The sequence below is a fragment of the Thiohalophilus sp. genome (genome assembly GCF_034522235.1).
Taxonomy (GTDB): Bacteria; Pseudomonadota; Gammaproteobacteria; order UBA6429; family Thiohalophilaceae; genus Thiohalophilus.
On sequence record NZ_JAXHLN010000003.1, the window covers coordinates 352,605 to 374,241 of the forward strand.

The 21,637-nt window shown below is 50.3% G+C and carries 21 protein-coding genes; 20 read left to right on the forward strand and 1 reads right to left on the reverse strand.

Translation table 11 applies throughout. The annotated features are described in order from the left end of the window. Window positions 1-671: 671 nt before the first annotated feature. The 12 genes from U5J94_RS04575 (at window position 672) to U5J94_RS04620 (ending at window position 13,250) form a co-directional block, all read left to right on the forward strand. Window positions 672-1,598, forward strand: coding sequence for a hypothetical protein (locus U5J94_RS04575; protein ID WP_322564458.1), 927 nt, complete (start codon window positions 672-674; stop codon window positions 1,596-1,598). 748 nt (window positions 1,599-2,346) lie between these two features. Continuing rightward, window positions 2,347-2,964, forward strand: a complete 618-nt coding sequence (locus U5J94_RS04580) for a helix-turn-helix transcriptional regulator (RefSeq protein ID WP_322564459.1) — start codon at window positions 2,347-2,349, stop codon at window positions 2,962-2,964. Further along, complete coding sequence (locus tag U5J94_RS04585; RefSeq protein ID WP_322564460.1) at window positions 2,957-4,186, forward strand: type II toxin-antitoxin system HipA family toxin; 1,230 nt, start codon at window positions 2,957-2,959, stop codon at window positions 4,184-4,186. Before U5J94_RS04580 ends, U5J94_RS04585 begins: the two co-directional genes overlap by 8 nt. A 587-nt stretch (window positions 4,187-4,773) precedes the next feature. Then, complete coding sequence (locus U5J94_RS04590) at window positions 4,774-5,757, forward strand: rhomboid family intramembrane serine protease (protein WP_322564461.1); 984 nt, start codon at window positions 4,774-4,776, stop codon at window positions 5,755-5,757. 292 nt (window positions 5,758-6,049) lie between these two features. Beyond that, the gene (locus U5J94_RS04595) at window positions 6,050-7,375 is read left to right on the forward strand and encodes an ATP-binding protein (RefSeq protein ID WP_322564462.1); all 1,326 of its coding nucleotides are present in this window, start codon (window positions 6,050-6,052) and stop codon (window positions 7,373-7,375) included. Next, on the forward strand, window positions 7,375-8,334 hold the full coding sequence (locus tag U5J94_RS04600; RefSeq protein ID WP_322564463.1) for an O-methyltransferase: 960 nt from the start codon (window positions 7,375-7,377) through the stop codon (window positions 8,332-8,334). The genes U5J94_RS04595 and U5J94_RS04600 overlap by 1 nt, the downstream gene beginning before the upstream one ends. Window positions 8,335-8,583: 249 nt before the next feature. Beyond that, entirely contained in the window at window positions 8,584-8,763 is a 180-nt protein-coding gene (locus U5J94_RS15220) for a plasmid-related protein (protein WP_416224190.1), read from the forward strand. Window positions 8,764-8,796: 33 nt separating this feature from the next. After that, on the forward strand, window positions 8,797-9,204 hold the full coding sequence (locus tag U5J94_RS15225) for a very short patch repair endonuclease (RefSeq protein ID WP_416224149.1): 408 nt from the start codon (window positions 8,797-8,799) through the stop codon (window positions 9,202-9,204). A 52-nt stretch (window positions 9,205-9,256) separates the two neighbouring features. Beyond that, window positions 9,257-10,597 carry a DNA cytosine methyltransferase gene (locus U5J94_RS04605; RefSeq protein WP_322564464.1) on the forward strand — a complete coding sequence of 447 codons (1,341 nt, stop codon included), beginning with the start codon at window positions 9,257-9,259 and terminating at the stop codon, window positions 10,595-10,597. Next, on the forward strand, window positions 10,590-11,399 hold the full coding sequence (locus U5J94_RS04610) for a hypothetical protein (protein ID WP_322564465.1): 810 nt from the start codon (window positions 10,590-10,592) through the stop codon (window positions 11,397-11,399). Before U5J94_RS04605 ends, U5J94_RS04610 begins: the two co-directional genes overlap by 8 nt. Before the next feature lie 254 nt (window positions 11,400-11,653). After that, complete coding sequence (locus U5J94_RS04615; protein WP_322564466.1) at window positions 11,654-12,430, forward strand: DUF3883 domain-containing protein; 777 nt, start codon at window positions 11,654-11,656, stop codon at window positions 12,428-12,430. A 103-nt stretch (window positions 12,431-12,533) separates the two neighbouring features. Further along, complete coding sequence (locus U5J94_RS04620; RefSeq protein WP_322564467.1) at window positions 12,534-13,250, forward strand: hypothetical protein; 717 nt, start codon at window positions 12,534-12,536, stop codon at window positions 13,248-13,250. Between the two features lie 328 nt (window positions 13,251-13,578). On the opposite strand, the gene U5J94_RS04625 is transcribed toward U5J94_RS04620, so the two are convergent. Continuing rightward, window positions 13,579-14,160 (reverse strand): DUF6933 domain-containing protein, encoded by a 582-nt coding sequence (locus U5J94_RS04625; protein WP_322564468.1) that lies wholly within the window; start codon window positions 14,158-14,160, stop codon window positions 13,579-13,581. Between U5J94_RS04625 and U5J94_RS15230 the strand changes: the two genes are divergently transcribed. The 8 genes from U5J94_RS15230 (at window position 14,146) to U5J94_RS04660 (ending at window position 21,191) form a co-directional block, all read left to right on the forward strand. After that, window positions 14,146-14,337 carry a type II toxin-antitoxin system HigB family toxin gene (locus tag U5J94_RS15230; RefSeq protein ID WP_416224150.1) on the forward strand — a complete coding sequence of 64 codons (192 nt, stop codon included), beginning with the start codon at window positions 14,146-14,148 and terminating at the stop codon, window positions 14,335-14,337. The two genes, U5J94_RS04625 and U5J94_RS15230, sit on opposite strands and share 15 nt — an antisense overlap. 198 nt (window positions 14,338-14,535) lie before the next feature. After that, window positions 14,536-16,077 carry an IS21 family transposase gene (gene istA / locus U5J94_RS04630; protein WP_322564469.1) on the forward strand — a complete coding sequence of 514 codons (1,542 nt, stop codon included), beginning with the start codon at window positions 14,536-14,538 and terminating at the stop codon, window positions 16,075-16,077. A 26-nt stretch (window positions 16,078-16,103) separates the two neighbouring features. Continuing rightward, complete coding sequence (gene istB / locus U5J94_RS04635) at window positions 16,104-16,859, forward strand: IS21-like element helper ATPase IstB (RefSeq protein ID WP_322564470.1); 756 nt, start codon at window positions 16,104-16,106, stop codon at window positions 16,857-16,859. A gap of 141 nt (window positions 16,860-17,000) precedes the next feature. Further along, window positions 17,001-17,414 (forward strand): transcriptional regulator, encoded by a 414-nt coding sequence (locus tag U5J94_RS04640; protein ID WP_322564471.1) that lies wholly within the window; start codon window positions 17,001-17,003, stop codon window positions 17,412-17,414. Window positions 17,415-17,536: 122 nt separating this feature from the next. Next, window positions 17,537-18,100: a hypothetical protein gene (locus U5J94_RS04645; protein WP_322564472.1), complete on the forward strand. Its 564-nt coding sequence runs from the start codon at window positions 17,537-17,539 to the stop codon at window positions 18,098-18,100. After that, window positions 18,093-18,797, forward strand: a complete 705-nt coding sequence (locus U5J94_RS04650) for a hypothetical protein (RefSeq protein ID WP_322564473.1) — start codon at window positions 18,093-18,095, stop codon at window positions 18,795-18,797. Before U5J94_RS04645 ends, U5J94_RS04650 begins: the two co-directional genes overlap by 8 nt. Window positions 18,798-18,972: 175 nt before the next feature. Next, entirely contained in the window at window positions 18,973-19,272 is a 300-nt protein-coding gene (locus U5J94_RS04655; protein ID WP_322564474.1) for a DUF3883 domain-containing protein, read from the forward strand. Window positions 19,273-19,436: 164 nt separating this feature from the next. Further along, window positions 19,437-21,191 carry a protein adenylyltransferase SelO gene (locus U5J94_RS04660; RefSeq protein ID WP_322564475.1) on the forward strand — a complete coding sequence of 585 codons (1,755 nt, stop codon included), beginning with the start codon at window positions 19,437-19,439 and terminating at the stop codon, window positions 21,189-21,191. The last annotated feature ends 446 nt before the right edge of the window (window positions 21,192-21,637 follow it).

A 21,637-nucleotide genomic window follows, 5' to 3' on the forward strand; every position in this document is an offset into this window, starting at 1 on the left:
CAGGGCAGCCTGCGTTCGGAAGCTTGTTATCGGCAGGTAGGCGCTGTACTTGAAAGATCAGCAACATCGGCCTTCGCGGATTTGCTGCATTATAGCGACCACAGGTCTGACCTGACCAGGGGTATGGCGCACCCTCGCCAGCTGCCTTTGCTGGTTAAAAGTACTGAGTGCCGAGCAGGGTGCGTCCCACGCACCAGCTCCTTCGTGTCGGTGGTTTTATGGTGCGTAGAACGCACCATGCTGAATCTGGCACTTAGCACTCAGAACTCAATCCTGCGGAGTATCCGGATCGCACCCGCCCGAACCGGCGTTGCACATTCTCCAGGGCAGAAGGGCGCGAAAAAATCCGGAAATTTCGGTCGCTCCGGCGAGAGGAACAGCCCGCCGTACACCGGCATCGTTCCGCCGCGCACTCGCGAGCTCACCCGCGCCGCCGGAGCGGACAATCCCGGTTTGTGTCCGATTTTCACAATACGCCGGTGCCACCCCCGGTTAAATTAGATCGGAATAGCGTCCCGTATGGCCCGCCCGATTGTTTGTGTCGGGCAGGGAGCCGTTGCAGTCGGGCTGCATCTACGGGACTACTGGCGAGTCGTACGCCTGGAAGGTGCTGTTAGCGGTGGCCGCACCATGCCCCGGTCACCCTGGATTACTGAACGAGGAGAGTGAAGATGAACAAAAGAAAATTCCAATACCTGCCCGGCGTGCTGTTGTTGGCACTGGGTTCTGTCCCGCTGCTGGCCCAGGTGAATATTCCCAATACCTTCGCGTCCGGCGAGACCGCTGTGGCGGCAGAGGTTAATGCCAATTTCCAGGCGCTGGAAGACGGCCTGAATGACGCACTGTTGCGCATCAACACCCTGGAAAGTGAACTTGCCCAGGCCCAGACGGCGCTCGATGAGGCGCAGAATGTACTCGCCCTCAACGACTACGTGGAGCTTGTTCCTGATGACAACATCCTGAATGAATACACCGTGCGCTTTTCCGGTGTAAATCTGCAGATCGTCAATGGCGAAGGGCAGACCGAGTCGGTCAACGGCCTGGGTAATCTCATCGTCGGCTACAACGAGGCCCGCAATCTTGGCACCGACAACTCGATCTGTTCCGACGGGCAGTATGATAATCAGACCGACTGTGTAGACAATAGCGAGCTGTGGCAGCCCAGCCACAAGAGCGGCTCGCATAATCTGATCGTCGGCCATGGAAATGCCTACAGCCAGTACGGCGGGATCGTGGCGGGCGAGCACAGTGCTATCAACCGGGGGCACGCCAGTGTCACCGGCGGTTGGGTTAACGTGGCGAGCGGCAGTCATGCGGCAGTGGCCGGGGGGCAGAATAATGTCGCCTCCGGGCATCGTTCCGCGGTACTGGGCGGTTATGACAACAGTGCCACTTACGCGAACGCAACGGTCAGCGGCGGACGGGAGAATACCGCTTCCGGTACCTACAGCAGCGTCAGTGGCGGTATACAGAATACCGCATCGGGCCGGTACAGTAGTGTCAGCGGCGGCGAAGGCAATACCGCATATGGTATCGCCAGCAGCATTCTCGGCGGTCAGAATGAATCTGCGACCAGCGACTACCAGACCATCCCCTGAACAAGAAGGAGCATCGGCTATGTACAAGCACTGGTTAATAGCACCCCTGCTCGCGACGTTGCTGCTTGCCGCCTGCGGAGGCGGCGGCGGGGGCAGTGGGGATAACAGCGGGGCAAGCAGCTCTACCTGGGGCGAGATGGTATGGGGCGAAGGGACGTGGGAGTGAAAACCTTGGGTTAGGCCTGATGAATCCCCCGGCCGGACGCCGTTGGGGCCAGGAGTTGGTGCCCGGGGGCAGGTCCGGATAAAGCGCCGGATCCGCGTCGCTTGATCCACCCTGCCTGTTTGAATCGTAGGGTGGATCAAGCCGCAGGCGGATTCACCTTGCTTACTGCTAACAATCTTTATTCGCCCCACGGGCGTGATTTTGACTTGATCTGGCTCTTCTCTGAGGACTGCTATCTGCTATCTGCCAACTTTCCCTTTGCCCCACGGGCGCGATATCGACTATGCCGGAGATCCGACGCTTGTCTGACGACTGCCATCTGCCAACTGCCTACTTTCTCTTCTCGTCCCGACGGCAATGGGCCCCAGAACGCCTTTCGACCAGGGAAAGCCCGGACTAATTAAAGGGCTTTGACCCCTTAATTTGACCCCTTAATTTGACCCCTTAATTGAAATAGATATGTAATAATATATAATCAATAATTAATGATATAAATAAACATATCAATACTTGATCTATATAATAATTGCCGATATGTTTAAAAATATATTAATTAGATAATGATATATTCAGGCATATCAAATGAGCTATGTTGTTGAAGACATTGCCCGTCAGCTGAAGGCGGCCCGGTTACGCAAAAATCTTAGCCAGCGCGATTTGGCTGAGAAGGTCGGCGTGCCGCAGAGTCATATCTCCAGGATTGAGAACGGCAATGTGGATATACGGGTCTCGAGCCTCATCGAATTTGCCCGGGTACTGGATTTGGAGCTTTCGCTTGTGCCGCGCAAGTTGGTGCCGACTGTTCAGAGCATTATTCGCAGCTCTGAAACGGAGCAGTTCACCAAAGCAGAATCCATGCAAAAAGCCGTTCAGCAGCTAAATCGTATTCACAAACTATCTGATGAGCTCTCGCACAAATACAAGAATATTAATGAGTTGGCGCGTGTCAGCCGGCTGGCCGAGCAACTAAAGACAATTCCCGCTGTGACGCAACAGTTTGAACAGTTGGATAAAATCAACAAACAGCTCAAGCAGTTTCAGAAAGGTATCGGCGATATTTCATACATTCAGAATGCCTTTAAGGAGCTACAGTCCATGCGTAACAGCCTTGTGTATGCCACTGATGATGCATCTCATAGAATCGAAGAGCCTCAGCCGGCCTATCGCCTGGACGAGGATGAGGGACAGGACAATGGCTAATGTAACTGTCCTGGATGTTCTTCTCCATGGCCGTCAGATCGGCACGCTGACCCAGATCGGTCACGATCGCAACCTTTTTGCATTTACTGAAGAATATATTAACGATACATCGCGCCCGACGCTGAGCCTTTCCTTCAAAGATCAGCTTGGTAATCTCATTACTGATATAAAGCCTCGACAGGTACAAGTTCCGCCATTTTTTTCAAATCTCCTGCCCGAAGGCCATATGCGTGATTATCTCGCAGAACGGGCAGGTGTAAATTCAAAAAGGGAATTCTTTCTTCTTTGGGTGCTTGGTCGCGATCTACCCGGTTCGATTGTGGTTCAACCAGCCGATGGTGAGGCCTGGCCGGATGATGACATTGAGGATGAAGCTCGGTCTGCTCATGGTCATGAACAGGCACTGCGTTTTTCTCTTGCCGGTGTTCAGATCAAATTCTCCGCTGTTATGAGTGCTACCGGTGGTCTCACGATTCCGGCACAGGGAGTGGGTGGCTCCTGGATTATCAAGCTTCCTTCCGCGAAGTATGATGATGTGCCCGAAAATGAATTCTCGATGATGAGCCTTGCGGCTGAGCTTGGAATGGATATACCTGAAATCGCACTTCACCCGACTGAACAGATCGATAATTTGCCTGAGGGTATGGGAAATATTGGTGGACAGGCACTGGCAATCAAGCGATTTGATCGTACCGAGGATGATATTGCGATTCATATTGAAGACTTCGCTCAAGTGTTCGACATCTATCCAGACAACAAATATAAAAAAGCCAATTACCGAAATATTGCACAGGTGATTTGGGCGGAAATCGGGGAGCCAGGTATTATTGAGTTTGTGCGACGTCTTGTGTTCAATACGCTAATTGGCAATGCCGATATGCATTTGAAGAACTGGTCGCTAATTTATCCTGATGGGCGGACACCGGCACTTGCACCGGGGTATGATTTTGTTTCAACCATTCCCTATCTTCCAGATGTAACTATGGCATTGAAATATAGCCGCACCAAGAGTATGACTGAGCTGAGCGTTGATGAATTGAGCCATTTTTCTGCCAGGGCTCAGTTACCGAAGACACTTGTTATAAATGCGGCGCGGAAGACCGTTCAGGATTTTCTGGATATCTGGCCAAAACGGAAAGCAGAGCTGCCACTATCTGCGGAGACGATTAATACGATCGATAAGCATGTGAAATCGATCGCGTTGGTTGAAGAATTACAATAAGGGTAAAGCGATTCTGATTGACTGCCCGGCACCCGGCACCCGGCACCCGGCACCCGGCACTCAGAACCCAGAACTCAGAACTCAGAACTCAGCCGACCCCTGCAGGAGCGCTCCACGGGCCGATATCGACTATACCGGCGATCCGGCACTTTTCTGACGACTGCCATCTGCCATCTGCCAACTGTTAACTATCTTTATTCGCCCCACGGGCGCGATTTTGACTCAGCATCCAGCACTTGGAACTCGGAACTCAGCACTTCCTCCTGCCCGAAGGCCCCGTGGGAGCGGGCTGACGCACAGGGAAGTGCTAATGTCACGGTAGACACGGACGTTGTGAGTGACGCGACCGCGAATTGGCTCTCGTGTCCGAAAGACCTGTGGGAGCGGGCCACGACCGCGATTTCGCTCGTCACTCGGCCGTGCCCGAGACCTGTGGGAGCGGGCTACGACCGCGACATCCCGACCGCAATGGCCCCCAGCGCCTCTCGACTAGGGGTAAACCCGAATACTCATCCCGACCGCCCTGGGCTAGTCTTGGAGAGTCCGCATTACAAGTAGTATGACAAAAGCCAGCGGCGGTACCGCGCATGTTCCTCCTGTTACCCTACAAGCTCGCCCACCCGTTACACCGCCGCCCGTGGGTGACCTGGACCATTGCGCTGCTGTGCCTGCTGATCTACTACCTGCAATCCAGCGCCACGGTCCGTATCGAACAATCGGCAGCGCAGTTCTGCGCAGGCGACCATGGCATGACCCTGGACAGATTTCTGGGCAGGCTCGAAAAAGAAAACGAATTCATTGAGAGCACTGCCAGTGCGTGTCAGCAATACCTGGTGTACCTGCACAGTGAGAAACAGCCGGACAGCATCATCCATAACCTGGTGAGCGAACACGGCGAAGAACTGAAAGAAGCGGGCATCAACCCGCAAAGCCTGGCAGTCCACCTGAGCATGACCTATCACGATTTCGCCGATCAGGCGCCGCTGGATCTCACCCGCTTCCTGAGTTACCGGGCCGGCTCGTTCAACCCGTTCAGTTCGTTCCTGTCCGCCTTCGCCCATGCCGACTGGTGGCACGTGATCGGCAACCTGGTGTTCTTTCTCGCCTTCGCCGGCGCGGTGGAGGTGTTCATCGCCCACACCGGCAAGTTCCTGCTCAGCCTGTTCGCCATCGAGGTGGGACTGGACTTCTCCTGGTCGATCGCCATGCTCTCCTCGCCGGCGGAGGTGACCCTGGGGCTGTCGGGTGTCGTCTCCGGCATGATCGGCTTTCTGGCCTATGCCATCCCGCGCGGGCAGATCCGCTGCCTGTTCGGTATCCTGTTCTACTTCTGGCATGGCACACTGGCAGTCTGGGTGCTGGCGCTGTGGTACGTCGGCTGGGATGTCTTCTACCTGTTCACCACCGGCGCCTCGTCGGTCAACTACCTGGCCCACGTCATGGGTGCGCTGTTCGGTTACGGCATCGCAGGGCTGTTTTACCGGCAACGCAAGGGCGAGCTGCAGGAGAATATCGACAAAGAGCTGATCCGTTACCAGCAGGAGCGGGTGCATCGGGTGGGGCGGTTTTGAGAGAAAACGGTGCAGCGGGAAAAGGGACAGTGAGTGGCTGTTTGAGATGTATGCAATTGAATTTGGCTTACGGCTCAGTAATGTCCCTGATATTTTTGCTGGAAAATATGGGCTAGGCTTCGAAGTGAGTTTGAATAAGATAAAAGAGTCATACTGTCAGCAGTGACCTCGAACGACACAGTATTGGAAGCCCAAACCCGCGAAGAGATTGACCAAAAGCTCATCGTGGCGAGCTGGGTAGTTCAGAATAATTGGGCAGGTTTGAACAAGGCGAGATTAAGGTAGGATTTAAATGTCGAAAAAAATTGATGCAAGTCCAACGAAAGATTTTTTTGTTCGTATGATCACAAGGGATATCACGCTAGAGGATTGTATATTAGATCTTCTGGATAATTGTATTGACGGTGCAGGGAAGGATCTAGAGCGAAAAGGTATCTCTCATAGTGAAGATAGCCTGTATGAAGGGTATCAGGCAAAAATAGTTGTCAAAGAAAATAGTTTCTTTATTGATGACAATTGCGGTGGTATTTCGTTAGATGAGGCTATTGATTATGCATTCCACTTTGGTAGGCGACCTGACGCGCCGAAAGACACTGAATTTGCTATTGGTCTTTATGGGATAGGAATGAAGCGAGCTATTTTCAAGCTAGGGAATCTTATAAATATATCGTCATGTACAGATAATGAATGCTTCCAGGTAAATATCGATGTAAACCATTGGTTAGAACATCCTAAAGATTGGGATTTTGACCTTGATGAGGTAGAAAATAAAGAGAGCCTGGGTACTTCAATTAAAGTGACGGAGTTGAAAGAAGCGGTGTCGAGAGAATTCTCAGATCAGGTTTTTAAGAATACACTTAAAAGGATTATTGCGCGAGATTATTCGTTTTTTATACAGAAAGGGTTTCTTGTATTGATGGACAATGAACCAATTGAGCCATATAGGTTTATGTTGAGAGAAAGCGATGAATTCGAACCTATGCGACACACTTATATTGATGAGGAAGGTGTGGAGGTCGAAATCATAGCGGGAATGTCCGGTTTGCCCCCGGAAGACATTTCTCCCAGCCAGCAAGACGATAAAGTTGAATACTATGGATGGTTTGTTGCGTGTAATGATCGAATCGTTTTAGCAGGCGATAAAACAAAGGCTACCGTTTGGGGAGATGAATTCCCAGTATGGCATACTCAATATAATGGGTTTATGGGTATAGTGAATTTCAAGTCATCCGACCCTAGTTTGTTACCGTGGACGACGACTAAGCGTGAAATCGATCTTCAGGACGCCATATATAAGCGAGCGCTTCATCATATGAAAAAAGTGACGCGAAACTACATTGACTATACAAACGAGAGAAAAGATAGCACGGATGAGGCACGAGCCTTAGAGGATAAAGCAAAGCCGAAGCCGATATTAGAGCTTAAAAATCGTGAATTGTTTAGGGTGCCATCGTTTTCGGGAAAATCAAAAGTTGACATGGCTAATATTCAGTATAGAGTCGAACGCGACCGAGCTCGTCAGGTCGGAGAGCAGCTTGGCAGCAAAGGTATGACTTTAACCCAAATTGGGATAAAAACATTTGAGTACTTCTATTCAAATGAAGTGGAGGATGAGTGATGTCTTCCTCTGAAAAGGTACATTTCGTATTGAGGACTAATAAAAATATTGAACGCAAGCTTATAGTTGAGTGTTTGCGTACAATGCAGCCGCATTTTGATTTCTCGAAATACCGTTATATTGGAATGGGATCATTTTGGTTCGCCGATTTTTTACTATTCCATAAATCGTTCTCTATTGTTGCAATGGATTCAATTGAGACCGCAGCCTTGGCAGAGCGGGCTAGTTTTAATAAGCCCTTAGCATGTATTGAGGTACATTCAGGGTTTACAACAAATATTTTGCCGACAATAGAGTTAGCTAGAGAGCCATGCATTATCTGGCTAGATTATGATTCAGACCTGACTGGACCTGTATTAGAAGATGTGCGTATTTCTGCAGGTGAGCTTAAACCTGGAAGTGTTTTTATTATCACATTGAATGCACATATTGGGCAGCTAGGCCCATCTTCAATGGAAAATAGTAATGAAGGAAAAGTGGATGTTTTAAGCAGGCTCGCCCCGGACCTTGTTCCAAGTGATATCAATCCTGAGGTATTAACCCAAAAAGGATTTCAGAAAATTTTAGGTAAGATTGTATTTGCTCATCTAGCACATTGTGTGAAAAAAGCAGATCCAAGCAAAGATTTTATGCCAATGTTCAATTTTGCATATAAAGATGATACACCGATGGTTACTGTTGGGGGAATGATAGTAGACGAGCAACGTAAACTAGCTTTTGATAAGTGTAATCTCAGCGCGTCATGTGAATATGCGACGGTAGAGACTCAATATCGAATAAATGTGCCACCATTGACAATGAAAGAAAAATTCGCGATTGACCAACTCCTACCATCAGTAGGCGGTCCGAAAGAAGAAGAAGTGAAGAGACGCTATGGTTTCAGTATAAAGCAGTCCCAATTGCGCGATTATCAGCGTTTTTACAGGTTTTATCCATTGTTTGGTGAAATGCAGAATTGATCGGTATTTATATATCGTATTTACTAGCTTCGCTTCGTAAGTTGTTTAGAGGAACACGTGTACAGCTAAAAACTCAAATGTGCGGAGTGATTAATGCTCAAACCTTTCTATATAAAAGCCATATAAAACATAGTTATTAAAGAAATTGCCTTTCTTGATCAAACCGTTTGACTTTTAAAGTTATGTGGCTACAATGGATACACAAATGTATAGCCATTGGCTCTTTCTGATATGAACAAAAGCTCTTCCATGAGGATTAGGCTGGACCCCGATCTACATCGTGCTTTCCTTGACGCTTGCCAGCAGATTGACAAACCAGCAGCACAGGTGATTCGCGAATTCATGCGCGAATATGTTATGCAAAATCCCGTAGTTAGCCAAGGTGAGCTCTTTGTAGCGGAACAAAATGCAAGCTACAAGAAAGGGTAGGGATGAAAATTCCTAAGTAAATAAACACAAATAATGGTTGATACTCGATCAAAAGAACAACGATCACGAATTATGTCGAGTGTTCACGATAAGAACACAAGACCAGAAATGTATGTTCGGAGTATGCTCCATAGAATGGGCTACAGATTTAGATTACATAGAAAAGGTTTACCCGGCAGACCAGATATTGTTTTTCCTAGCAGACATAAGGTGATTTTCGTAAATGGATGTTTTTGGCACTCTCATAACTGCAAATATGATAAACCTCCTAAATCGAAGTTAGATTATTGGCTGCCGAAATTAGAAGCAACAAAGAAACGGGATAAAAAAAACGTTGATGCTCTAAAAAAACTTGGATGGGAGGTGCTCACTGTATGGCAATGTGAGTTAAGGAATCCTAGCTTTCTTCAACAAAGACTTAAACGGTTTCTTAAAGATTAGAGTATAAATTATTGTATGGCAATTTTTTATAAAATTTACGAGATATAATATTATGACTAGACCAATTGCGATAGATTTATTTAGTGGCGCAGGAGGAATGAGCCTCGGTTTCGAACAAGCTGGTTTTGATATTGCTGCTGCTGTAGATGTTGATCCTATACATGCATGTGTGCACAAATTTAATTTTCCAACCTGCACTGTTATTCCTAAATCGGTATCAGAGCTGACAGGTTCTGATATTAGAAGAGCTGCTGGGATTGGCAATAAGCGAGTACATGTAGTTATTGGTGGGGCGCCTTGTCAAGGTTTTTCATTAATTGGTCAAAGGGCTTTGGATGACCCTCGCAATTCATTAGTACGAGATTTCGTCCGAGTTGTAAAAGAACTAAAAGCATCATATTTTGTCTTCGAGAATGTTAAGGGTCTTACGGTAGGTAAGCATCGTGTGCTTTTGGAAGAAATTATTGAAGAATTTAACTCAATAGGTTACCGCGTTCAAACGCCGTGGCAGGTGCTTCAAGCTGCACAATATGGTGTACCCCAAAATAGAGAAAGGCTTATACTGATAGGCGCTAAAAAGAATTATCGACTTCCAGAGTATCCTGTTCCGCGAACTCGATCAGCTGGAACAGATCCTATGCTATTGGACCTACCAGAAGGGCCTACTTGTCGCGATGCATTAGGCGACCTCCCTGAGCCAGAGCGTTTTAGTAAACTGGAACAATATGATTTTGTGAAAACGTCCCAATGGGGAAAACCAAGCAAATATGCTCACGAGCTTCGTTGCGTCGACCGAGAGTCATGGCACTATAGTTTTCAGAGAAAATGGGATCCCATGATCCTAACTTCTAGTGCGAGAACGAATCATACAGAAATTTCTCGCAAACGTTTTGCAGAAACTGAAGAAGGTCAGGTAGAGCCAATCTCTCGATTTTATAAATTGCCTTCGGGTGGAATATCAAACACATTACGTGCTGGTACAGATTCTGCGCGCGGTGCATTTACTAGTCCACGTCCAATACATTACAAAACACCGCGGTGTATAACAGTTAGAGAAATGGCGCGATTACATGGGTTCCCTGATTGGTTCCGGTTCCATGTGACTAAATGGCATGGGGCGCGTCAAGTTGGTAATGCTGTGGCGCCCCCCTTGGCCAGAGCGCTGGGCGCAGAAATACTTAGAGCGTTGGACGTGATACCGCAAAAACCACGCCAGAAAATTGAATTAGGCGATCCATTATTATTAGAAATGGATATGACTGAAGCAGCTGAATATTGGAATGTCCCGATTGCTATTGGCAAGCGGAACCGTAAAAGTGGAGCTAAAAAACGTAAACAGTCTGAGATTGAGCAGCTGCGCATAGCAGGGATAAGTGAGAATGCATATGGCTAATAGTAGCTCCAGTAAAAGCCAAAGCCGTTACAAGGCGTTAATCGAAAAGATATTCTTTGACCACTACAAAGAGAACGATACTTTAATAGAATTTGAAAGGAATGAATTAGAAAGTGCGGCAAAATTACTTGAGATTACATTGCCAAAAAACCTAGGCGATGTGATTTATTCAATACGGTATCGAACTCCTATGCCGGAATCAATATTATCCATTCAGCCAAAAGATATGGAATGGATAATCATAGGAGTAGGGCGTTCAAGATATGCATTTAAGCTAGTTCGGCTCAATAGAATAGCTCCTAATCCTGATTTGGCTGTAACTAAGATCCCTGATGCTACACCTGAAATAATATCTAATTACTCCTTGTCTGATGAGCAAGCTTTGCTCGCAAAGGTAAGGTACAACCGGTTGATAGACATATTCTTAGGTATATCTGTCTATTCTCTACAGAACCATCTTCGTACTACAGTTAAAGATATCGGTCAAATTGAGATCGATGAAGTGTATGTTGGAATCGATAAGCAGGGTAATCATTATATTATACCTGTTCAGGCAAAAACTGGTAATGATCAATTGTCAGTTGTACAGACAAAACAGGATGTTGATTGCTGTTCAGAGAAATTTCAAAATCTTATTTGTCGTGCAATATCAACTCAATTTATGGAAGATGACTTAATTGCAATATTCGAACTAACTGTGGAGGATGATGAGGTAAGAATCATTGAAGAGCGGCATTATAAACTTGTGCCTGCTAAAGAAATTACTTCACATGATTTGCAGAAATATAAATATCGCAACTAGCGATCAAGTAATATGTAAAAGAAAGTGGTGTCGGAGGGGGATGTAGTCGGAGCACAATTATTTCTGGATTTAGAGAATACTGCTCTCTAACACCAATTTCATGGTTCATTGAGGAACATGTGACCCCGAAATAATGATCCGATCTATGTGGAACAATCTCTTACGTTATAACAATCTAGCTATGAACAGAGCTAATGTCACATTGGACTCAGATTGAATGTGAGGCAATTGTCCGAGACTACTTCCAGATGCTGATGGAAGATATCTCCGGGAATGCATACTCTAAGGCCAAACACCGCAGAGCTTTACAGTCGAGCCAGGTGAAGCGTTCTGACGGCTCGATTGAATATAAGCATCAGAATATCAGTGCGATTCTACTCGAACTCGGTTATCCCTATATCCCAGGCTACAAGCCAGCTTTTAATTATCAGAAAATTCTCAAAGATGCCGTCCAGGCGCACTTGAAGTCACAGCCAGGTGAAATAGAGGCCGAGGCAGTCGCACTGGCCGAGCAAGTTCCGGAGATATCCCATGCGGTCGATTGGGAGGCCGTACTTGATATCCCGCCGGATCGCCTCCCAAATTCGCCGGAAATACAGACCAGTGAGTTCATGCCTCGGCATCTTAACTATGCCGAGCGAGAAGAGCGAAATCGGCAACTGGGCAAACTTGGCGAGGAATTCGTACTCGAATTCGAGAAATACCGGCTTGAGCAGGCAGGGCGATCAGATTTAGCCCGTGAAATTGAATGGACGAGCCAGAAACTGGGTGATGGTGCTGGCTATGATATACGGTCATTTGATGCGCAGCGTGAGGAAGAGTTGTTCATAGAGGTTAAAACAACGAATTCCGGCAAATACCAGCCATTCATGATCAGCGACAATGAAGTCGCATTTTCCGTATCAACCAAGGACAAGTACGCACTATATAGGGTTTTTGATTTTCGGCATAAAGCAAGGATATTTACCTTGGAGGGAAATATCCAGGAGCTTGTTAATTTGCAGCCTAAGTTATATAGAGCCACATTTTAATGCCATGCAGTAATAGAAAAAAGAGATAAAAGTATAATTAATCTCAATATTATAGACTTCTGTTCTGCTAGACCAATTTTTTATTTTTCCACCAGGAAATTACATGTCGCATTCCAAAGCTATAAAAACAATTAAGATACTCTCTTCCATTGGTGAGGATTCGCCTAAGAGTCTCTACGCTGAGCGTCTTAGAAGGAATGTACGTGGAGTGAAGCGGCGGAAATCGATTGACCATACCTGGAATGGTCTCCTGCTTAGTATTTTAACCTCCCAGCAGCGTTCGACTGGTAGATCTAATCGTGTTCGAGAACTCCTGGATTCAGGATGGTTGAGATGGGAAATTGCCATCAACGACCCTGCATCCATCACTCGCACAGTGAAAGGGTTTAATTACAATGAGCGCAAAAAATCCTACCTACGCACCGCAAGGAGATGGCTTCTTAAGAATGTTGAAGAGCTTGACGAATATAAGCGGGCTCTAAGGCGAATTCCAGTCCACAATATTCAAGAGCGATACGCTGCCGAGGTAGACGCAGCGGATTTCCTGCGCAAAGGAGTCGATGGGATTGGGCCTAAACAATCCAGAAACTTCTGGCAGTATCTTGGCTACAGTGTTTGGACAATTCCTTTCGATTCACGCATTCGCACAATTTTAGAGTCTCCCCCCTTCTCTATGGATCCAGGTCTCACATATCTCAAGTCTGAGGAATATGTTATTGCTTTATGTAAAGCTGCAGAAACTTTCCCATGTTTACTTGACGCTTCGCTGTTCGACCTAGAGGGCCTGATGCGTACCTATGTGGGATTGCCTCGATATTAGGAATAAAATTGACGTTGACAGATGCCCATCATAAATAAAAGATGTCGGTGACAAACAATACAGATTCGTATAAGTTGCTAGCGTGCTTTAACGCGCGACAGAATTATTTCTGATATTAGAGTCCCTTTGTTGTCAGGCACTATTTCCTTTTGAACCCCCGCGTTGCTGTAGTGTCTTATTCACAATGTATAGGTTGAGCGAGGGTCGGACCACCGCAAACCATTGAAACACAATGATAAAGGGGCAAAATTCAGGCCTGATCGGGGCTTAGAAGGCCATTTTCAGGGATGAAATGTTCGCTTTAAGGAGGAAGCATTCTGCCATGCCTTTAGGCAGGGAAGTGGGCGATGTCTCGTTGTTCCAATGCCAGGTGTCCCAGCATCCCCAGCCAGAAATCCCGAAACACCTCGATGGGTTTGAAGTAGTCTTTGTCGCCCTTGCATTTGCGCAACCACTCATTCATCTGCACCCCAAAGCCAAAGGCATCTTCGGGTGATTCGGGCAGGTGACCAATCCGCCCGGCCATGTCTTTCAGGTGCCAGGCGACATCGTTGATGTGGGCCTGCACGCTGCGGTCGCTGCCGGTCTGGAAATGCTGTTCCGCCGAGAGCATATCGATCAAGGCCACGAGTTTTTCTGATCCGTGTTCGTCAAGCTGGCAGAGCGAGACGGCCTCTCGCCACAGGCGGTCGGCAAAGATTTCGGGAAACTGGCTGAATTCGTTTTTGGTCAGGCCGCAAAACACCATGCTATAGCGGCTTTGCCACTCCATGGCGATGATGCATTTGCGCCGCAGCACCGTCACCCGATGGGCGTACCACTGCATGGCGCTCGCGTTGACCGCTTGCGCCTGGCTCAGATGCATGGCCAGGTCCTTGCTGAGTGTTTTGGAGAGATGAAACTGGATCATGGCATTGTTCGCTTGGTTAAGGGCCTCGGGACAGATTTATTTTCCGAAGTCAAAAAGACAAATCTGGATATTTACCAAATAGTGATTTTTAATATTAAAGGTAACCACTACCGGCTGGTCGTCAAAGTAGCCTACGAGACCCAGCACGTACTGGTTGCATATTCCGGCCCAAGGTGAACAGCCATTCCGGTTCAACGTGAACACCGATTCTGGTCGAACGTGAACGCCCATTCCGGTTCAAGGTGAACACTTTTCGGAATTTTCCGGAATTGCTGTTCACGCGGCCGGAATGGGTGTTCACGTTCGACCGGAATCCTTCCCAACGCATTGTTTTTCAATCTATTTGGTATGCTCCTCCACTTTTTGGGAGCGCTCATGCCAGCCAAGAGGACGACAATGCGAAAAATTCGAGAGGTTCTACGATTACGGCATGCCGGTGGTCTGTCGATCCGCCAGATCAAAGCCAGTAGCAAGCTCAGTGTCGGTGCCATCCAGAAACTGCTGACCAAAGCCGAGGCGCTGGGGCTGAGCTGGCCGCTGCCGCCGGCGCTGGATGACACCCAGCTGGCCCGGCTGTTCTATCCCGATGCCGATACCCGCGTCTCCCGCCGTTACCAGGTACCCGAGTGGTCGGCTATCCACCAGGAACTCAAACGTAAAGGCATGACCAAGCAACTGCTGTGGGAGGAATACACCCAGCAGTATCCCAACCGCTGTTACAGCTACTCGCAGTTCTGCGACCGTTACGCCCACTGGCGGGGTCTGCAAAAGCGCTCCATGCGTCAGCTGCACAAGGCCGGGGAGAAGTGCTTTGTCGATTACTGCGGTCCCACGGTGCCGATCGTCTGTGCCAACACCGGTGAGATCCATCCCGCCCAGGTGTTCGTGGCGATACTGGGGGCCTCCAATTACACCTATGCCGAAGCCACCCTGAGCCAGACGTTGCCCGACTGGCTGGGCAGCCATGTGCGGGCGTTTGAGTACTTTGGCGGTTGCACCGAGATCGTTGTGCCGGATAATCTGAAAAGCGGTGTCACGCGGGCGTGTCGCTACGACCCCGATCTCAATGCCAGTTACCAGCAGTGGGCTGAACACTATCAGGTGGCGGTGATACCGGCGCGGCCCTACAAGCCAAAAGACAAGGCCAAGGCCGAGGTCGGCGTGCAGATCGTCGAGCGCTGGATCCTGGCGCGTCTGCGCCACCACACCTTCTTCTCACTGGCTGAGCTGAACCAGTGCATCCGTGCCTTGCTGGATGAGCTGAACAAAAAGCCATTCAAGCAGTTGCCGGGTAACCGCCGAGAAGCGTTCGAGCAACTGGATCAGCCCGCCCTCAAACCGCTGCCCCGATACCCTTATCGTTATGTCGATATCAAACCGGTCAAGGTCAATATCGACTATCACGTGCAGTACCGGCAGCATCACTACTCGGTCCCACACCCGTACGTGGGCGAAACGCTGGAGCTGCACGCCAGCGATACGCTAATCACGCTCTACTTCGGCCAACAACCGGTGGCCACCCATGCCCGCCAGCACCGCCCGGGCATGACCACCGAACCGGCCCACATGCCCAGGCGTCACCAGAAACACCAGCAGTGGACACCCGGGCGGCTGAAGCACTGGGCGCGCGATATCGGTCCCGAGACGCTGAAATGGGTGACCGCACAGATCGAGATCAAAGCCCATCCCGAGCAGGCTTATCGGATCTGTCTCGGCCTGCTCAATCTCAGCCGGGCCTATCCACGGGAACGCCTCGAGGCCGCCTGCCGGATCGCCAACCAGGCCGGGCTGGTTCGCCTGAAACAGATCCAATCGGTCCTCGCCAGCAACCGGGATCAACTGCCCGAACAGCTCGATCTCGACACCGCGCTACCCCAGGACCACGAGAACATCCGCGGTCCCCGCACCTTCCACTAACCCAAGCAAACCAAGGAGACAAACCCATGAGCACACACACCCTGAGCGCACTGCGCCAACTCAAACTCCCCGGCATGGCCCATGCCCTGCAAAGCCAGCTGGAACAGGTCGGCACCTATGAAGGGCTGGCCTTTACCGAACGCCTCGCACTGCTGGTCGAGCAAGAACGCTTAAGCCGTGAACAGCACAAGCAAGAACGTCTGATCCGCCAGGCGCGCTTCAAGCTCACCGCCTGCGTGCCCGACATCGACTACCAACACCCGCGCAACCTCAAGCCGGCACAGATCGCACGGCTGGCGCAAAGCGACTGGATCAACCGTGGCCAGAATCTGCTGGTCACCGGCCCCTGCGGCAGCGGCAAGACCTACCTGGCCTGTGCGCTGGGTCATAACGCTTGCCTGCACGGCTACAGTGTCCGCTACTACCGCCTGTCACGGTTGTTACTGGAGCTGACCCAGGCCAAGGCCGACGGCAGCTACCACAAACAGCTCAAGCAGCTGGCCAAGATCCAGTTACTGATCATCGATGACTGGGGTCTGGAGCCGTTGACACTGGCCCACCGCAACGACCTGATGGAAATCATGGACGACCGCCACGGCCAGACTTCCACCCTGGTGCTCAGTCAACTGCCGACCGACCAGTGGTATACCAGCATCGGCGACAACACGCTCGCCGACGCCATCCTGGACCGGCTGATGCACAACGCCCATCGGCTCCCGCTCAAGGGCGAGTCCATGCGCAAAGTACTCGGCCAGTTGACGGAAGATGAACACCTGGGTTAAAAACCCAACCCCGTGATGCGTTGTGAAATCAGGTGTTCACGTTCGTCCGGAATCGGTGTTCATCTTCGCCGGAATACGCACTGGTCAAATGGCTGGGCACCCATGCCGAGTATGACAAGCAAAAGTGGTGAGGAGGCGACCATGGACATCGCAGTAATCAAAAACCCGGCCCAGTACGAGGAGGCCATCCAGACCCTGGAGACCCTGATGGATCGGGATCCGAAGGCCGGCACCGACGAGGCAAACCAGCTCGAACTCCTGGGGCTGCTCCTGGAGGATTACGAAAACAAGCACACCGATATCGGTCTGCCGGATCCGGTCGATGCCATCAAATTCCGCATGGAGCAGCAAGGGCTCAAACAAAAAGACCTGGTGCCCTATATCGGTTCGGCAACGCGCGTATCTGAAATCCTGGCGCGCAAGCGGCCGCTCACCCTGCGCATGATCCGGGCCCTGAACAGGGGCCTGGGCATCCCTGCCGAGGTGCTGATCCAGGAACCGGGCGAGGAAATCCCGCAAGAGTCGGGTATCGATTACGCTCAAAACAGGCCTTAAAAGGCCCTTTTCAGGGTAATAATCGTAGCTTTAGTTCTGGGCCAATGGTGTGCCCAGGTTCTGACCGCCACGAGCTCTGTTACCGTCGGTTTTATGCTGGTCGCTTGACACCGGATGTGGGAATGTTATTCTCTATTCGCGAATCGCGAACAGAGAATATTTCGATGAACTTGAAGCCCCAGGATGTTTTGTTTTTGCTCAAACTGGTTGCCGGGGGTAAAGAACCCTGGTCATTCAATAAGTTAGCTGTCGAACTGGGAATGAGCCCTTCGGAAGTGCATGCCGCTGCCAAACGGGCGCTTGCCGCCAGGCTGGCAGTGAAAGAGGACGACAAGATATGGCCGAATATCCGAAATCTGGAAGATTTCTTATTGCATGGTATTCAGTACGTGTTCGTGCCGGATCGGGGGGGACTGAACCGGGGTATGCCGACTGCCCATGCGGCTGCGCCCATGGACACCTGGTTTGTAGAGGATAAACAACCGCCGCCGGTTTGGCCTGATCCGCAAGGCAAGGTGCGGGGTGAGTCTTTTTCACCTTTATATAAATCGGCACCGGTTGCGGCGAAGCATGATTCCGAACTCTATGAATTGCTTGCCCTGGTGGACGCAGTACGCGGTGGTCGGGCCAGAGAACGTGAGATCGCTAAAAAGGAATTAAAAAAGCGCTTGGAGCAATATGGCTAGAGAGCAAAATCCGAACCTTGACATATTGATGCTCGCCGTTGAAAGGCTGGGCGAGCTTGCGGATGAGATGGTGTTCCTGGGCGGCTGTGCGACAGGCTTATTGATTACCGATCCTGCGGCGCCTCCGATTCGTGTAACTCGGGATGTGGATGCTATTGTTCAGGTCGTATCGCGTGCTGGGTTTTACAAATTATCTGAAAAATTACGTGCAACGGGTTTCAAGGAAGACATTAGCGATGAAGCACCCATATGTCGCTGGGTTGCAGATAAAGTCATCATGGATGTCATGCCAACCGATACACGGATTCTAGGCTTTGGTAATAAATGGTATGCACCCGCGATGGAACACTCGCAGGATATTGAGTTGCCAAACGGGAAGATAATTCATCTGGTATCGGCACCTTATTTTCTTGTCACCAAACTTGAGGCATTTGATGGTAGGGGTGCTGGTGACTATCTGATGAGCCATGATATTGAGGATATCATTGCCGTACTTGATGGCAGGCCAGAGATAGTGGATGAAGTCAGACAGTCAGAAGCCGAGCTTGCCAAAGAATTATCAGAACGATTTCAAAATTTGTTGCGAGAGCCTCGTTTTGTTGATGCAGTATCAGGGCATATGCCTTCTGACGAAACAAGCCAGGCGCGGGTATCAATTATTTTAAACACCATGAAAGAATTAACAGAAGCAAATTGAAGTAATTTTCAGGCAAGTGTTACTTGTTTCCCGGCAGAGCGCGGGCGATTGAGTTTGGCTTCGATTTTATCAATAGACTCGTTCGTTTCAATGGCGGTCGAGCTTGCGATGCTACGTACAGCAGCTTTTCGCCAGGGGCTTATTTTGCAGACTCGAACAGGCAGGGCGATCGGATTTGGCCCGTGAAATTGAATGGACAAGCCAGAAACTGGGTGATGGTGCTGGCTATGATATACGGTCATTTGATGCGCAGCATGAGGAAGAGTTGTTCATCGAGGTTAAAACAACTGATTCCAGCAAATACCAGCCATTTATGATCAGCGACAATGAAGTCACCTTTTCTGAAATAACCAGGGACAAGTACGCACTATATAGGGTTTTTGATTTCCGACATAAAGCGAGATTATTTGCCTTGGAGGGAAACATCCATGACCATGTTAATTTGCAGCCTGAATTGTATAGAGCGAGCTTTTAATTAAGTCGTGTTAGCTAATTAAGCAACCGTCCTCTTTAAGTTATAATCCCTTGTTGTTTGGCACTATTTCCTTCTGAACCCCTGCGTTGCTGTAGTGTCTTATTCACAACGCCTCCGTATACATGTCATAGTTAAGATCAGATTAAACAGTGTCTAATTACCCTATGAAAAATCAACTATTCCAGGAATCAGCACCCGGCATCTCGACGATAGAAGAGTTGGCTCAACTCGCCGACTATTCCTTCATGGATACGCTCAACCGCGATCCGCAGGCGAATGAAAACGGCGCTGATCACGATCCGCGCCAGGTCTTCTCGGGGCATTATGTCCCCGTGAAACCGACGCCCATTGAGAACCCCGAGTACGTCGCACACAGCTGGCAGTTTTTCCAGGAGCTGGGTCTGGCCGACAGCCTGGCCGAGTCCGCCGGTTTCATGCGGGTGTTCAGCGGGGATCTTTCGCAGGTGCCGGCGCCGATGCGCCCGGTGGGCTGGGCGACGGGGTATGCTCTTTCCATTTTCGGCACCGAATACATCCAGCAGTGCCCGTTTCAGACCGGTAACGGCTATGGGGATGGCCGTGCCATGTCGGTGCTGGAAGCGGTCATCCCTGATCGGAACTGGGATCAGAACGGGGATCGGAACCGTGATCTGAATAGGGGCCGACGCTGGGAGATGCAGCTCAAAGGGGGCGGTCGTACGCCCTATTGCCGTGGCGCGGACGGTCGCGCGGTGTTGCGCTCGAGTGTTCGGGAGTTCCTGGCCCAGGAGCACATGCACGCCCTGGGGGTGCCGACCTCCCGGTCTTTGAGCCTGTATGTGTCGAAAACCGAGCGGGTGCAGCGACCCTGGTATTCGGAAGGGTCACGCTCCCACGATCCCGACCGAATTGTCTCTGAGGCGGTGGCGATCTCGACGCGCGTTGCACCGTCATTCATTCGGGTGGGCCAGCTCGAGCTGTTTGGTCGCCGTGCTCGCAAGCAGGAACACTCCGCTGCGCTGGCGGAACTGGAGCAGCTGGTGTTGCACCTGGTCGACCGTGAGTACGCGGAGGTGATCGACCCGAGTCTGAGTACCCCCGAGAAAGTGGTATTGCTTGCACGGGAATTTCGCCACCGCCTGACCTCGCTGGTGGCAAACTGGATCCGGGTCGGTTATTGCCAGGGCAATTTCAACAGCGACAACACGCAGGCGGGAGGTATTACCCTGGATTACGGGCCCTTCGGCTTCATGGAAGTCTTTGATCCCTACTACCAGCCCTGGACGGGCGGTGGCGAGCACTTTTCGTTCTGGAACCAGCCCGTGGCCGCCGAACGCAACTTCGAGATGTTCTGCACGGCGCTGCGGCCGTTACTGGAAGGGAATTACGCGGCGAGACAGCAGCTCGACGAGATTCGAAATGGCTTTGCCAACGCGATGCAAGAGGCCATGCAAAACATGTTTGCGGCCAAACTGGGACTGGAGACGTTGGACGTCGACCTGTTCAATGAGCTCGCCAGTCTCATGATGCAAACCTCGGTCGATTACACGATCTTTTTCCGCGAACTGTCGTCGATACCGGAGGACATTGGTCCGCTTAAGAAAAGTTTTTACGGTCAGTTGAATGACGAGTTGGAACAGCGCTGGGCCGAGTGGCTGACAAAATGGAAATCGCTGGTTACCAATGCGCCGCGCACGCCTGAAGAAATTTCAGCACAGATGAAACGCGTTAACCCCAAATACAGTTTGCGGGAATGGTTGCTGGCCCCGGCCTATCAGCAAGCGGCCAGGGGCAATTACGATCTTATTCACGAACTTCAGGACGTGATGACGCAACCCTATGCCGAGCAATCGCCAGCGATAGAAGAGAAGTACTATCGACAAAAACCCCCTGAGGTCAGTGATCTCGGTGGGGTATCGCATATGAGCTGTTCGTCCTGATAAAAGATAGTTGGCAGTTGGCAGATAGCAGTCGTCAGAAAAGATCCGAATCAAGGACCACACGAGGGCAGCGGGCAAGATCAGGGGAGTTCTAGGAGGCGATTGACGTACATGGATGTACTAATGTCGCGGAAGGCATGGATGCCGTGAGCGACGCATCGGCGACCGGGAGATTCCGCTGCCACGGCAACGCGATACTGTGATCGTCATTTCGGGTAAGCCGGCGGCGCGACCCGGAATCCAATATTAAAGCTGGATGCCGGCTCGAGGCCGGCATGACGTGATACCTGACAACTCAGCGCAATACGCTGCGCTATTGCAGCCTGCGGATCTGGCAGAGGTAGGCCGGATAGAGTGAAACGGTATCCGGCGCAACAGGCAATTGCCCGATACCGCGTTGCTTTATCGGGCCTACGGGGTCGATGGGGTTTGATAGAGACCAGCCC